This window comes from Bosea sp. F3-2, from assembly GCF_008253865.1.
Taxonomy (GTDB): Bacteria; Pseudomonadota; Alphaproteobacteria; order Rhizobiales; family Beijerinckiaceae; genus Allobosea.
Window position 1 is genome coordinate 660,851 of the sequence record NZ_CP042331.1, and the last position, 13,227, is coordinate 674,077.

Below are 13,227 nucleotides of genomic sequence, written 5' to 3' on the forward strand. Positions count from 1 at the left end.
GCCGCCGTCTCGATCCCGGAGCGTCCCCGTCGAACGCGCCCCGAAGATATCCGGGGCAGCGCCCGATCAAGCCCGAGCGCCTCAGGCGTTCAGGACCTTGCCATAGGCGTCGAGCACGCTCTCCTTCATCACCTCCGACAGGGTCGGATGCGGGAAGATGGTGTGCATCAGCTCTTCCTCGGTCGTCTCGAGGTTCATCGCGACGACGAAGCCCTGGATCAGCTCCGTGACCTCCGGCCCGACCAGATGGGCGCCGAGCAGCTTGCCGGTCTTGGCGTCGAAGATCGTCTTGGCGAGGCCCGAATCCTCGCCGAGCGCCACCGCTTTGCCGTTGGCGACGAAGTTGAAGCGACCGACCTTGATCTCGTAGCCGGCGTCCTTGGCCTTGGCCTCGGTCAGGCCGACGCTGGCGATCTGCGGGTGGCAATAGGTGCAGCCCGGGATCATCTGCTTGTCCATCGGATGCGGGTGCAGCCCCTTGATCGCCTCGACGCAGATCACCGCCTCGTGCTCGGCCTTGTGGGCCAGCATTGGCGGGCCGGCGACGTCGCCGATGGCGTAGATGCCCTTGACGTTCGTCCGGCAGAAATCATCGATGACGATGCAGCCGCGATCGGTCTTCACGCCGAGCGCTTCGAGCCCGATATTCTCGATATTGCCGACGACGCCGACGGCCGAGATCAGGCGGTCGGCCGTGATGGTCTGCTTGCCGCCCTTCTCGTCCTCGATATGGGCGGTGACGGAGTCGGCCCCCTTCTCGACCTTGGTGACCTTGGCGCCGGTCAGAATCTTCATGCCCTGCTTCTCGAAGGCTTTTCGCGCGAAGGCGCCGATCTCGGCATCCTCGACCGGGACGACCTGCGGCAGCACCTCGACCACGGTCACCTCGACGCCCATGGTTCGATAGAAGGAGGCGAACTCGATGCCGATGGCGCCGGAGCCCATCACCAGCAGCGATTTCGGCATCTTCGCCGGGACCATCGACTCGAAATAGGTCCAGATCAGCTTGCCGTCCGGCTCGATGCCGGGCAGCGCGCGCGGCCGGGCGCCGGTCGCGATGATGATGTGATCGGCGGTATAGGTGCCCTCGCCCTTGGCGCCTTTCGGCACCGGGCCTTGCGGCTGCATCGCCGGCTTCTTGGTCGGTGCGACGGTGATCGTGCCGGGCTTGGTCAGCTTGGCCTCGCCCCAGATCACGTCGACCTTGTTCTTCTTCATCAGGAACTGGACGCCGTTGTTCATCCGCACGGCAATGCCGCGCGAACGCTTCACGACGGCCTCCAGATCGGCCTTGAACGAGCCTTCCAGCACCAGCCCGTAATCCTTGGCGTGCTGGCCGTAATGCATGATCTCTGCCGAGCGCAGCAGCGCCTTGGTCGGGATGCAGCCCCAGTTCGAGCAGATGCCGGCGAGATGCTCGCGCTCGACGATCGCCGTCCTGAAGCCGAGCTGGGCGGCCCGGATCGCGGCGACATAGCCGCCGGGGCCGGAACCGATGACGATGATGTCGTAGTCACTCATGGAGGCTGCCTCGGCTTTCCCCTCCCCCTTGTGGGGAGGGGCCAGGGGTGGGGGGCGTCGGACAGGACTCTGCCTGCCCGGAAAGAGCGGCGAAGATCGTGTCGAGCACCATCTCCGCCTCGGTCATGATCTGTCTGTTGGTGAAGCGCAGGACATTGAAGCCCTGCGTTTCGAGCCAAGTCGAGCGCCGCGCGTCGTAGCGCAGCGCTGTCTTAAAGCCGTGCTGATCGCCGTCGACTTCAATGATCAGCTTGGCACCGAAGCAAACGAAATCAGCGATATAGGGGCCAAGCGGGACTTGCCGGCGGAAATGCGTGCCGGCCTGAGGCAGCCGCTTTCTGAGCAGCATCCAGAGCCGCTTTTCGGGCTCGGTCAGGGAACGGCGCAACTCCGGGGCATTGTGCCTGGCGGCAACGCTCGCGACCCTTTCTTTGGGCTGCATCCACGGCATTGTCTATTCCGGCCTCGGAGAGCGCTGCACGACGACCCCCACCCCTTCCCCTTCCCACAAGGGGGAGGGGTTAGGTCGCGGCATCCTCGCGTAAACAACCGCCCGAGCGCCAATCGTCCAAGCTCTTCCCCTCCCCCTTGTGGGGAGGGGATAGGGGTGGGGGTGGTGCCGCCTGGTGACCGGCATTACGCAAGCCTCACACCAGCATCGCCATGGGCTTCTCGATATAGCCCTTGAAGGCCTGCAGCAGCTCGGCGCCGAGCGCTCCGTCGACGGCGCGGTGGTCGGTCGAGAGTGTCACCGACATCACCGTCGCGACGGCCGGCTGGCCGTTCTTGACGATGACGCGCGGCTCGCCGGCGCCGACCGCAAGGATCGTCGCATGCGGCGGGTTCACCACCGCGGCGAAGTCCTTGACCCCGAACATGCCGAGATTGGAGACCGCCGTGGTGCCGCCCTGATACTCCTCGGGCTTCAGCTTGCGGGCCTTGGCGCGGGCCGCATAGTCCTTCATCTCGTTGGAGATCTGCGACAGCGTCTTCTGTTCGGCGTCGCGGATGATCGGGGTGATCAGGCCGCCGGGGATCGAGACCGCGACGCCGACATCGGCGTGCTTGTGCTTGAGCATGGCGCCGTCGGTCCAGGAGACATTCGCGTCCGGTACGGCCCTGAGCGCCAGAGCCAGCGCCTTGATGACCATGTCGTTGACCGAGAGCTTGTAGGCCGGCTTGCCGTCCTTCTCGGGCGCTGCGGTGTTCAGCTCGGCGCGCAGCTTCAGCAGCGCGTCGAGCTCGCAATCCAGCGTGACATAGAAATGCGGGATCGTCTGCTTGGCCTCGGTGAGGCGGCGCGCGATCGTCTTGCGCATGTTGTCGTGCGGGATCTCCTCATAGGAGCCCGGAGCGAACAGCTTCTTGACCTGCTCGTCGGAGGGCCCGGCCGCGAGCGGTGCGGCGGCAGGCTTGGCAGCCGGCGCACCGGCGGGAGCCGCAGCCGGTGCGGCCTTGGCGCCGCCGCCCTTCTTGGCAGCCTCGACGTCCTTCTCGACGATGCGGCCATGCGGACCGGAGCCGTTGATGGCGGCAAGATCGAGCCCGGCGTCCTTGGCGATGCGCCGCGCCAGGGGCGAGGCGAAGGGCCGGCTGCCGTTGAGCTTTGCAGCGGCGGGAGCGGAAGCAGCCGAAGCGGCCGGAGCTGCCGCGGGAGCCGGAGCCTCCGCCTTCGGCGCTTCAGCCTTCGGAGCCTCGGCCTTGGCGGGCGCAGCGCCGCCAGCCGCGGGGGCGGAGATGCTCTTGGCATCCTCGCCTTCGCCTGCGATCACGCCGATCACCTCGTTGACGGCGACATCCGCCGTGCCTTCCGGCACCACGATCTTGGCGAGGACACCCTCGTCGACCGCCTCGACCTCCATGGTCGCCTTGTCGGTCTCGATCTCGGCGATGATGTCGCCGGACTTGATGGTATCGCCTTCCTTCTTCAGCCACTTGGCGAGATTGCCCTTCTCCATGGTCGGAGAGAGCGCGGGCATCAGGATGTTGGTCGGCATCGGTCAGCCCCTTCTCAGCGATAGCAGACGGCCTTGGCCGCCGCGACGACCTCGCCGATGTTCGGAAGCGCGAGCTTCTCGAGATTCGCCGCATAGGGCATCGGCACGTCCTTGCCGGTGACGCGGGCGACGGGGGCATCGAGATAGTCGAAGGCCGCTTCCATGATCTTCATGCCGATCTCGGCGGTGACGCCGGACTGCGGGAAGCCCTCCTCCACCGCGACACAGCGATTGGTCTTCTGCACGGAGGCGACGACCGTCTCGATATCCATCGGGCGGATGGTTCTGAGGTCGATGACCTCGGCCTCGATGCCTTCCTTGGCCAGCGCCTCGGCGGCGCCGAGCGCATAGGCCATGCCGATGCCGAAGGAGACGATGGTCACGTCCGTGCCCGGACGCACCACCTTGGCCTTGCCGATCGGTACGAGGAAATCATCGCTCTTCGGCACATCGAAGCTGCGCCCGTAGAGGATCTCGTTCTCGAGGAAGATCACCGGGTTCGGATCGCGGATCGCGCTCTTGAGCAGGCCCTTCGCGTCGGAGGCGCTGTAGGGCATCACGACCTTGAGGCCGGGCACGTTCGAGTACCACGCCGCATAGTCATGGCTGTGCTGGGCGCCGACGCGGGCCGCGGCGCCGTTCGGGCCGCGGAAGACGATCGGCGCGCCCATCTGGCCGCCGGACATGTAGAGCGTCTTGGCGGCGGAGTTGATGATGTGGTCGATCGCCTGCATGGCGAAGTTGAAGGTCATGAACTCGACGATCGGACGGAGACCCGAGAGCGCCGCGCCGACGCCGATGCCGGCGAAGCCGTGCTCGGTGATCGGCGTGTCGATGACGCGCTTCGGCCCGAATTCCTGCAGCAGGCCCTGCGTGACCTTGTAGGCGCCCTGGTATTCCGCGACCTCCTCGCCCATCACGAAGACATCGCCGTCGCGCCGCATCTCCTCGGCCATGGCGTCGCGCAGCGCCTCGCGCACAGTCATCGAGACGATCTCGGCGCCCGCGGGGAATTCGGACGAGGCGTCATAGGCCTTCGCCTGAGCCGGAACGCTTTGCGGCGCGCTGGCAGCCGGCGCTTCCTCGGCCTTTGCCGCCGGCGCGGGCTCAGCCTTGGGCTCGGGCGCCGCCGCCTTGGCGGCACCGTTCGCTGCGGTGCTGACGTCCTCGCCGTCGGCCGCGATCACGCCGATCCGCGTGTTGACCGCAACATTGTCGGTGCCGTCGGCGACGAGGATCTTGGCGAGGATGCCCTCGTCGACCGCCTCGACCTCCATGGTCGCCTTGTCGGTCTCGATCTCGGCGATGATGTCGCCGGCCTTGACCTGATCGCCCTCTTTTTTCAGCCACTTGGCCAGTTTTCCTTCCTCCATCGTGGGAGAAAGGGCAGGCATGAGAATGTCGATCGGCATGAACGCACCCGGATTCTAAGACGCGGGGAAAGACGGTGAGGAGGCGCGGGCGCGGGCCGTCAGCCCTGCGCCGGCTCCAGCAGGATGTCGGTGTAGAGCTCGGACGGATCGGGCTCGGGATCATGCGTCGCGAACTCGGCCGCGTCGTTGACGATCTCGCGCACCTTGGCGTCGATCGCCTTGAGCTCGTCTTCGCCGATCTTGAAATCGCGGATCAGGCGGGCGCGGACCTGCTCGATCGGATCGTGCTCCTCGCGCATGCGCTGGACCTCGTCCTTGGAGCGATACTTGGCCGGGTCCGACATCGAATGGCCGCGATAGCGGTAGGTCTGCATCTCGAGGATGTAGGGCCCCTTGCCGGAGCGGGCGTGCTCGACCGCACGCAGGCCGGCCTCGCGCACGGCGCGGACATCCATGCCGTCGACCTGCTCGCCGGGAATGTTGAAGGAGATGCCGCGGCGCGAGAAATCGGTCTGGGCCGAGGCGCGGGTGACCGCGGTGCCCATGGCGTAGCGGTTGTTCTCGATCACGAACACGACCGGCAGCTTCCAGAGCTCGGCCATGTTGAAGCTCTCGTAGACCTGACCCTGGTTCGCCGCACCGTCGCCGAAATAGGTCATGGAGACAGTATTGTCGCCGCGATACCAGTCGGCGAAGGCCAGGCCGGTGCCGAGCGAGACCTGTGCGCCGACGATGCCGTGGCCGCCGTAGAAGTTCTTCTCGCGGCTGAACATGTGCATGGAGCCGCCCTTGCCGCGCGAATAGCCGCCGCGCCGGCCGGTCAGCTCCGCCATCACACCGCGCGATTCCATGCCGCAGGCCAGCATGTGGCCGTGGTCGCGATAGCCGGTGATGACCTGATCGCCATCCTTCGAGGCCATCTGCATGCCGATGACCACGGCTTCCTGGCCGATATAGAGATGGCAGAAGCCGCCGATCAGGCCCATGCCGTACATCTGGCCGGCCTTCTCCTCGAAGCGCCGGATCAGCAGCATCTCACGATAGGCGTGAAGGTCTTCTTCCTTGGTGAAGCTCGGCGCGTTGCTGAGGGCTGTCGAGGTCTTTGCCGCCCCCTCCTTCGAACCCCGTGGCTTTGCCGGCTTTGCAGCGGCTTTCGATTGAGCGGGAGCTTTCGACTTACGCGCAGCAACAGCCATCAGGCGGCCCTCCAAGGTCATTTGACCTTTGTTGTAGAGGATCGCAAAAACCTTGGCGAGCACGCTATCTCGCAGTGCAACATGATCTAAGTTATTGAAAAGACGAAGATCTGTGATCGTAACTGATTTTCAGTTAATCGATACGTCTGGGACTAAGTGCCGTATCGTCAGAACTCAGCGCCCCATGATGACGACGTCGTTCTTGTGCGTGCGGCCAAGGGTGGCTCGCGCGTTCTCTTCCAGGAGATCGCGATCGACCGCCTCGTCGCGGACCAGGGACAGGCGATGTTCCCAGGATTTGCGCTCGGCGACAAGCCCGGCGAGCTCCAGCTCCATATCGCGCAGCGATTCACGGACGGCGCCGCGCGCCTCGAGGCCGCGCGCGCCATGCTGGGCATGGAACATGAAATAGGACACGGCTGCTCCCGAGACGAGATAGAGCGCCAATGTCACGAAGATCGAGCGAAGGCCGCGGCGGATAACCATGGCGCTACGCTAGGAAAACTTGGTTTCCGGCCGGTTAACGAAAGTCGCGGGCTGGGAATTTCGCTGTTCTGGTGAGCGGGGTGGGGATCGAACCCACGACCACATGATTAAAAGTCATCAGACCATGCTGGATGATGGTGAGAAATGTGAGGAAATAGCCCGATAAATCAAGAGAAATCTGTCAGAACCACGTGATTATGTGCTACCTATTGGGAAGCACGCAGAGATAATTTGCTTCCCAATGTTTCCCACCGGATGCGCTATGCTCCTCACAGACCAATCAGTCGCCAAGCTCACGATACCAGAGGGCAAGGCCGAACTCATCGTATTCGACGATCGCGAACCTGGCTTCGGCGTGCGTCTCCGCGCTGGCGGCAAGCGTGTCTGGATCTGCCAGTATCGCGCGGGTGGGCAGCAACGCCGTGTCACGATCAAGTCTGTCGCGGAGTTGACGGCAGCCAAAGCACGAGACCGCGCGAAAGCGCTAAAGGCTGGCGTGACGCTTGGCACCGATCCGCAGGGGGAACGGCTTGCGGAGAAAGAGCGAGCGAAGACCACCCTCCTCCATATCGTCGACAGTTACCTGGAGCACCTGGAGCGGCGAGTGAAGGTCGCCGCGATGAAGCGGGCGTCTTACGATGCGACTGAGCGGTATTTGCGGAACCACTGGGCCAAGCTCCACCCTCAGCCGGCGCATTCCCTCAGCCGCCGCGAGATTGCTGAAAGGCTGACGGCTATTGCCTCTGAGAACGGACCGATTTCGGCGAACCGAGCCAGGGCAGCCCTATCGTCGCTCTACACCTGGGCGATGAAGGAGGGTCTGCTGGAAACACTGCAGGCCAACCCCGTCGCTTTCACGAACAAGCCAGCGGAAGAGCGCCATCGCGACCGCGTGCTGAGCCATACCGAACTTCGCGAGATCTGGCAGCACTCGGGCGATAGCGATTTCGGCAGAATCGTGCGCCTGCTGATGTTGACCGCCCAGCGGCGGGACGAGGTCGCCAATATGGTTCGCTCTGAGCTTTCGATCGACCGGGCGCTGTGGAGCATCCCCGCGCCGCGGACGAAGAACGGCATCATGCACGACGTCCCACTGGCGCCTTCAGCACTTGAGATCATTCAGAGCATCCCGGTGGCGGAAGTGAAGGAAGGCGAGCCGCGTCGCGATCTGATCTTCGGTGCCGGCAAAGGCGGGTTCTCGGGCTGGAGTCGATCGAAGACCGATCTCGACACCCGGATAGCGGCTGCGCGAGCGAAGGCCGCCGAGGCTGAGGGTGTTGAGCCGGTCGAGATGCCACACTGGACGCTGCACGACCTGCGCCGGACAGCCGATACGCTTATGAACGAGGAACTGGGCGTCCAACCGCACGTCACCGAGGCCATCCTGAACCATGTTAGCAGCCAGGAATCGGGCAAGAAGGGCGTGGCGAAGGTCTACAATCGCTCGAAGTATGCGGCAGAGAAGCGAGCGGCGCTTAGCGCGTGGGCGGACCATCTCCTAGAGATCTCACGATGACGCGGAAGATTGTCCGCGTCGAGATATCACCGGAAGATGCCCTGCGCGACATGCTGGCGGGGCTGCGACAAGCGCGAGTTGAAGCCGATCTGTCTTGGGACGATGTCGACCGAGCCGCTCGTTTGCCGGCGGGCACGTGCGCTCGCCTGGAGATCGAGATTGACCACCCGATGGCCGGCAGGGCCTTGCCGAAAAATGCAATCGAGAGAATTGCTGCTCTGCTCGGTGTTGGCTTTACGATAAAGTGGTGATTACCTGCCTGCCGCCCGTAAAAAGTAAAAGATTTCAGTCAGTTACAATGGTCATCTTGCGCATTCGAAGTCGCGCTGTGGACAACTAAGAAATATCAAACAATCACTGATGCTTAGCGAAGATTTCTGTGCGGTGCGGCTTCTGATCAATTCTCCATACTTCCTTCCATCAACCGGATGGAGTTGGAAATGTCGGTTCTTGATCGCCTGCCCGCCGAGATCGCCCGCAAGCGGGTTCTTCCCTCTGAGACCGCGGCAGAGTTCTGCGGTCAGACTATCGAAAATTGGCGGAAGCTGCGCCAGCAAGGAAAATTGCCGGCGCCAATCACGCTCGGCGGTAAGAAGCTTGGTTGGCGCATCGGCGACCTGATCGACTTCATCGACGCCAAGGCCGGCGCCTGACGATGGCCGGGTACCGCCACAACTCCGAGACTGGCGAGCGGGAATACGTCGGTGATGACGTGCCTGCGGAGAAGCCCATCGGCCCGCCCATGCAGGAACCGGGCTGGGTCGAGCTGTTCCTTGGTCAGAGCGAGTCCCTGCCGTTCCGGGTGACGCCCCGCCCCGTCGGACCGCGTGGCCGCGTGTACCGACGCCCGTCGCGCCGCCGCGGGTGACGCCATGTCGAGCGATCGTACGAGCCCGGCAGTCCGGCAGATTCTCGACGAGGCGTCTCTGTGGGGCGAATGGGCCGCGGACGTGAAGAGAAGACTCGATGCGGTGGAGCCAGGCACGCCGGTGCCAGCTGATCCGCAAGCATTTTTCACAAGACGCCTCGCCGTCGAGCAGATCATTCGCGACGCCGAACAGGCCGGATACCTCGACGAGCTGAAGCGCCAGCTCGCCGCCATCGACGGCCGGCCGGCGCCAGATCCCGAAACCTCCCTCTCTCCCCAAACGCGGCCACCTCGCCGCAAGCCGAAAGGACCACGACCATGAATGCCCCGACGCGCGAAAGCAGATCGCGGTCGCAGTCGCGTCCGGCGATGCCCGAGCCCGAGCCGAGTTTTTCGGCCACAGCGAGGCACTCCGGCAGATCCGGGTCGAGGTCGAAGCCATCCACCTGGCGCGAGAACGCGTCTGAACGTCACTACCAGCGAAAGGACCGAACCATGAAGGCACTGACGAAAACCGAGCGCGAGGGGTTACTCGCGAAGATCGACGGGCTGAGCCAGCGCATCGTCGATCTGGAGCGCGACGAGCGGACGCATCGCGAGAAGGTTGAGCTGCTCGACGAAGACGTGGCGAACGGTAAGGCCGGTGCCAAGGCGGAAGCGATCCGCCTGGACGAGAAGGCCAGAGCGGTGCGCCTGGAGATCGAAGCCTGTCAGCGCGCCAAAGCCGCTGCGCAGCAGCGCTGCAAGGACGATCAGCCGTTCCGCGATGCCGAGATCGCAGCCGAGCAGAAAAAATCGCGCGAAGAAGCTTGTCGGTATGTCTATGCGCACGCTCGGGAATGCGACGAAGCTGCGCAAGCGCCAGCAAGCTCACCGACTTCCTAGACTCGCTGAAGCCTGCTGTCGCGGTCGGCGTCGATCCCCACATCCAGCACCAGATGATGCTGCAGTACGTCTTCGAGCCCATGCTGGTGGCCGCCGGCCTCGGCAAGGTACGGCCGGATTGGCTGATGATCCCGCCGCACTCCTTGGAGGCAGCGGCCCGCGCGCAGGTCAAGCCCTGATGATCCCGCCCCGGCCCAGTGCCGGGGCTTCCTCCATCGAGAGACCGATGACGAACCTCGCGCAGATCGAAGCCCGGATGGACCAGTACGAGTCGGCGGTCATCGACTTGTACGAGGGCATTCGCGATGCCGCTGCCGTGGTCGATCTGATCATCGCCGATGACGACATGCCGCGCAGGAAAAGCCGGCGCTTGCAGATTGTCCGGCGGACCACCCAACGCAGCAAGGAGTCGATCGCCTTGTTTGAGCGCGCCCTTGCCAACCTCGAAGCCGAGCGCCGCCGCTATCTGGCTGGCGAGGTTGACGGCTGACGCCGATGGATGCGCGGGTTCCACGCACGACGAATTGGGATGCGGTCGATCTGTCCCCGCCGAAGGTGTTCGACGACATCGAGCTCATCGAGTGGGGCAGCACTGAGAGCTTTCGTCGTCAACGCGCCGAATGGTTGCGCGATGTTCGCCGCCAGGGCGGGATGAAGCTCGGCCCCATGCGCGAGATCATCACCGCCGTCGCCGATTACATGTCGCCCAAAAACGACGCCGCCTGGCCGAGCCGCGAACGGCTCGCCGCGGATCTGGGTTGGTCGCTGTCCAGCGTGAAGCGCGCGCTCACCCTCGCCATTGCCTGGGGCTGGCTGACACGCTCGCGCCGGCCGAACTCCTCCAACGAATACCGGATGTCCTACAGCCACGAGGTGCGCTCGCTTGTCGTCCGTTGGCATGCGGACCGGATCGCCGATTTTGAGGCGCGCGCGGCCACAAAAAAAGAGGCCGGCGCCTCATCTGCACGGCTCAGGTCTGAGCCATCCGAAAGTCCAGATGTGAGCCATCCAACGGCTCAGGTGCGAGCCGTCCATGGGGTCAGACCTGAGCCGCTAACCTGTCCAGTATCCAGTTTCATTGATCCAGAGGATCGATCCGAAACAGAGAGGCTTGGCGAGGCGGAGCAGGATATGGCTTCAGGCTTCGAGCAAAAAAAAGCGAGCCGCGATGAAGTGATTTCGATCCTTGGTCGCGGTGATGTTGAAGCCGGTGAGCAAGTCGCCGCCACCCTCGGGCCGGCGCGCCTCGGCTATCTCGTCTCGCTCGTCGATCAGGAGGGCATGGTCGGCGCACACCGGGCGATCCTCGAAGCGCGCAACTCGGTCGCGCCTCACCACTGATCAGCTTCGATAATCGGCCCTCGCGCGTGTGCGAGGCGTCGGGCGCTGGGAATGGGCAGAATGAGGTGCTCAGCACGCGCGAACGAGCGTCAGGATATTCGCAACGCTGTCTCGTCGACAGGCTCCGCGCGAGTTGTGACCTCGCCTCGATCGCGATTCCGAGCTCGAAATCGGCGCGTCTACGCGACCGCATGATGTTCGATCACGTGTCGATGATTTGATTTCAATGGCTTGCATAGGATGGGAAGCAAATGGCGCGACTATGGGAAGCGCCCTGCTCTCGATCGACTATCAACCTGGCCGCTGCAGCCCGGCCGTGGCTCAGATCCAGCGCCGAGGCACCCCCTCGATTTTATGGTCGCGCGCTCGCCGGGCCGGGGGCGGGAAAATTGGCGCGCTTCGAGTGACGTCCTACCGTGCCCACGCGATTGACCCACGAAAAGTATCGGGGCGATATTTTTTGGGGGCTGGGGCATTCCGAGGGGTGTCCCATGGCTAGGAAGGCAGTTCAGGTTGCGTCGAAGGCGTTGGGGCTGCGGCGGGTGAAGCGCCCCAACGGGCGGATAGATTGCTATTGGGTGGCACCGCCTGAATTGGTCCAGCAGGGGTATCCGTTCAGGACGCGAAGAGTACACGGCGATCCGAGCGTGCCCGCCGATCTGGATCGGATTGAGCGCGCGTGCCGGCATTTGCAACAGGAGATGCTCGACTGGGCGCGCGGCGAGCGAAGCGTCGGCGGCCGCGCACCCAGCGGCACTCTGGCCCACCTGTGCGAAATCTATGAGCTCGATCCTGAATCGCCATTTCAAGAGAAGCGAGACGCGACCAAGACCTCGTATCTGCGGTACCTCGCACTGCTGAAGCGAACCGCGGGATCGGCGCGGCTGTCGCGGATCAGCGGCAAAACCATCCGCGGCTGGCACACGGGTTGGCTGGCGCACGGCGTTCGGAACGCGCAAGGAGGCATCCAGCTCCTGCGTATCGTCCTACGATATGGCCTCGAATGTTCAACTCGCCAGGACGATCATTGCCGGCGGCTGGTCGAAGTGTTGCATGCGATGCGGTTCAAGTCTCCGCGGGCCAGAACCAAGCGCGTCGAGCACGAGCACGTTGAGGCGTTCCGGCCGGCGGCATTAGATGCGAACCGATTTTCGATCGCGCTCGCGGTCTCTCTTCAATTCGATTTGGGGCTGCGCCAGAAGGACGTGATCGGCGAATGGGTTTGGGCGCCGCCAAGCGATCGGGTCGGCGGCCGGATATGGCAGTGGGGCCTCACCTGGGACCAGATCGACGAGAACTGGATTCTGCGGAAGCCAACCAGCAAGTCGAATGGTGGCGCCATCGCCGAGCACGATTTGAAGGCGTATCCTGAAACGCTTGCGCTGCTGCGGACCATACCAGTCGGAGAGCGTGTGGGGCCGATTGTCATCGATGAGCGGTCGCGCCAGCCCTATCGGCGGCGGCAGTTCAAAGTGCTCTTCAGGCGCATCGCCAACACTACCGCCTGGCCGAAGGACGTCTGGAACATGGATTGCCGCGCCGGGGCCGTGTCCGAGGCCCTCGAAGCCGGAGCCGAGCCAGCCGACGTTATGAAGGCTGCGACCCATACGCAGATGTCGACGACCATGGGTTACAACCGCGGCGGCGTCGTGCAGTCGAGCAGGGTGGCCGAGTTGCGGGTCGCGCGACGCAACGCGCGCAAGCCGAAGCCAGCGCCAGCAAGCGACGACGAGCCCGCCTTTGACTCCGAGGACGCGAACAGTGGATTGTCATGCGCTTCGGAACGGGAGGAAACCCATGGCTCAAAGCAATGAGATCCCCGCAGTTCGAGTAGCCGGATTCCAAGTCTTCCGAGGGCCCGACGCCATCGCAGTTCGCTTCGAATTGATGACAGCGCCGGGCACTAAGGAGTCGGTCACCATCGCACTGACACCGACTGGGGCGCAGGAGTTGGCCAAGCAACTCGCGAAGGAACCTACTGCGGGAACCTCGGGAACAACACCCGACAGCTCGCGCCAATAGCCACGGCTCCAGTCGAAGTCGT

Annotated in this window: 15 protein-coding genes; 9 read left to right on the forward strand and 6 right to left on the reverse strand. The window is 64.0% G+C overall.

Going from position 1 to position 13,227, the window contains the following annotated elements; genetic code table 11:
- Positions 1–81 precede the first annotated feature (81 nt).
- From lpdA to FQV39_RS03185, 6 genes are all read right to left on the reverse strand, one after another.
- On the reverse strand, positions 82–1,521 hold the full coding sequence (lpdA, locus tag FQV39_RS03160) for a dihydrolipoyl dehydrogenase (RefSeq protein WP_149128983.1): 1,440 nt from the start codon (positions 1,519–1,521) through the stop codon (positions 82–84).
- Entirely contained in the window at positions 1,514–1,972 is a 459-nt protein-coding gene (locus tag FQV39_RS03165) for an endonuclease domain-containing protein (protein WP_149128984.1), read from the reverse strand. Before FQV39_RS03165 ends, lpdA begins: the two co-directional genes overlap by 8 nt.
- Before the next feature lie 196 nt (positions 1,973–2,168).
- Entirely contained in the window at positions 2,169–3,518 is a 1,350-nt protein-coding gene (locus FQV39_RS03170; protein WP_149128985.1) for a pyruvate dehydrogenase complex dihydrolipoamide acetyltransferase, read from the reverse strand.
- Positions 3,519–3,532: 14 nt separating this feature from the next.
- Positions 3,533–4,930 carry a pyruvate dehydrogenase complex E1 component subunit beta gene (locus FQV39_RS03175; protein WP_149128986.1) on the reverse strand — a complete coding sequence of 466 codons (1,398 nt, stop codon included), beginning with the start codon at positions 4,928–4,930 and terminating at the stop codon, positions 3,533–3,535.
- 59 nt (positions 4,931–4,989) lie between these two features.
- On the reverse strand, positions 4,990–6,087 hold the full coding sequence (gene pdhA / locus FQV39_RS03180) for a pyruvate dehydrogenase (acetyl-transferring) E1 component subunit alpha (RefSeq protein WP_149128987.1): 1,098 nt from the start codon (positions 6,085–6,087) through the stop codon (positions 4,990–4,992).
- Between the two features lie 174 nt (positions 6,088–6,261).
- The gene (locus tag FQV39_RS03185; protein ID WP_149128988.1) at positions 6,262–6,573 is read right to left on the reverse strand and encodes an FtsB family cell division protein; all 312 of its coding nucleotides are present in this window, start codon (positions 6,571–6,573) and stop codon (positions 6,262–6,264) included.
- Between the two features lie 262 nt (positions 6,574–6,835).
- Here FQV39_RS03185 and FQV39_RS03190 point away from each other — a divergent pair, with 262 nt between their 5' ends.
- The 9 genes from FQV39_RS03190 to FQV39_RS03225 all read left to right on the forward strand — a co-directional run bounded on the left by FQV39_RS03190 (position 6,836) and on the right by FQV39_RS03225 (position 12,997).
- On the forward strand, positions 6,836–8,089 hold the full coding sequence (locus FQV39_RS03190; RefSeq protein WP_187640145.1) for a tyrosine-type recombinase/integrase: 1,254 nt from the start codon (positions 6,836–6,838) through the stop codon (positions 8,087–8,089).
- The gene (locus FQV39_RS03195; protein WP_149128990.1) at positions 8,086–8,340 is read left to right on the forward strand and encodes a hypothetical protein; all 255 of its coding nucleotides are present in this window, start codon (positions 8,086–8,088) and stop codon (positions 8,338–8,340) included. Before FQV39_RS03190 ends, FQV39_RS03195 begins: the two co-directional genes overlap by 4 nt.
- A 183-nt stretch (positions 8,341–8,523) precedes the next feature.
- On the forward strand, positions 8,524–8,742 hold the full coding sequence (locus FQV39_RS03200; protein ID WP_149128991.1) for a helix-turn-helix transcriptional regulator: 219 nt from the start codon (positions 8,524–8,526) through the stop codon (positions 8,740–8,742).
- Positions 8,743–8,961: 219 nt separating this feature from the next.
- Complete coding sequence (locus FQV39_RS03205; RefSeq protein WP_149128992.1) at positions 8,962–9,279, forward strand: hypothetical protein; 318 nt, start codon at positions 8,962–8,964, stop codon at positions 9,277–9,279.
- A 173-nt stretch (positions 9,280–9,452) separates the two neighbouring features.
- Positions 9,453–9,842, forward strand: coding sequence for a hypothetical protein (locus tag FQV39_RS03210; RefSeq protein WP_149128993.1), 390 nt, complete (start codon positions 9,453–9,455; stop codon positions 9,840–9,842).
- Between the two features lie 53 nt (positions 9,843–9,895).
- Positions 9,896–10,021 carry a hypothetical protein gene (locus FQV39_RS34070; RefSeq protein ID WP_282570158.1) on the forward strand — a complete coding sequence of 42 codons (126 nt, stop codon included), beginning with the start codon at positions 9,896–9,898 and terminating at the stop codon, positions 10,019–10,021.
- 47 nt (positions 10,022–10,068) lie between these two features.
- A complete protein-coding gene (locus FQV39_RS03215; RefSeq protein ID WP_149128994.1) occupies positions 10,069–10,332 on the forward strand; it encodes a hypothetical protein in 264 nt (87 codons plus the stop codon).
- Positions 10,333–10,337: 5 nt separating this feature from the next.
- Positions 10,338–11,183: a helix-turn-helix domain-containing protein gene (locus FQV39_RS03220; protein ID WP_149128995.1), complete on the forward strand. Its 846-nt coding sequence runs from the start codon at positions 10,338–10,340 to the stop codon at positions 11,181–11,183.
- 647 nt (positions 11,184–11,830) lie between these two features.
- Entirely contained in the window at positions 11,831–12,997 is a 1,167-nt protein-coding gene (locus tag FQV39_RS03225; RefSeq protein WP_187640146.1) for a site-specific integrase, read from the forward strand.
- The last annotated feature ends 230 nt before the right edge of the window (positions 12,998–13,227 follow it).

Bases quoted from the DNA above. Each gene is read 5' to 3' on its own strand.
- FQV39_RS34070 (WP_282570158.1), top strand. From the start codon at position 9,896: ATGATGCTGCAGTACGTCTTCGAGCCCATGCTGGTGGCCGCCGGCCTC.
- FQV39_RS03220 (WP_149128995.1), top strand. From the start codon at position 10,338: ATGGATGCGCGGGTTCCACGCACGACGAATTGGGATGCGGTCGATCTG.
- FQV39_RS03190 (WP_187640145.1), top strand. From the start codon at position 6,836: ATGCTCCTCACAGACCAATCAGTCGCCAAGCTCACGATACCAGAGGGC.
- lpdA (WP_149128983.1), bottom strand. From the start codon at position 1,521: ATGAGTGACTACGACATCATCGTCATCGGTTCCGGCCCCGGCGGCTAT.
- FQV39_RS03195 (WP_149128990.1), top strand. From the start codon at position 8,086: ATGACGCGGAAGATTGTCCGCGTCGAGATATCACCGGAAGATGCCCTG.
- FQV39_RS03175 (WP_149128986.1), bottom strand. From the start codon at position 4,930: ATGCCGATCGACATTCTCATGCCTGCCCTTTCTCCCACGATGGAGGAA.
- FQV39_RS03215 (WP_149128994.1), top strand. From the start codon at position 10,069: ATGACGAACCTCGCGCAGATCGAAGCCCGGATGGACCAGTACGAGTCG.
- FQV39_RS03210 (WP_149128993.1), top strand. From the start codon at position 9,453: ATGAAGGCACTGACGAAAACCGAGCGCGAGGGGTTACTCGCGAAGATC.
- FQV39_RS03205 (WP_149128992.1), top strand. From the start codon at position 8,962: ATGTCGAGCGATCGTACGAGCCCGGCAGTCCGGCAGATTCTCGACGAG.
- FQV39_RS03170 (WP_149128985.1), bottom strand. From the start codon at position 3,518: ATGCCGACCAACATCCTGATGCCCGCGCTCTCTCCGACCATGGAGAAG.
- FQV39_RS03185 (WP_149128988.1), bottom strand. From the start codon at position 6,573: ATGGTTATCCGCCGCGGCCTTCGCTCGATCTTCGTGACATTGGCGCTC.
- FQV39_RS03165 (WP_149128984.1), bottom strand. From the start codon at position 1,972: ATGCCGTGGATGCAGCCCAAAGAAAGGGTCGCGAGCGTTGCCGCCAGG.
- pdhA (WP_149128987.1), bottom strand. From the start codon at position 6,087: ATGGCTGTTGCTGCGCGTAAGTCGAAAGCTCCCGCTCAATCGAAAGCC.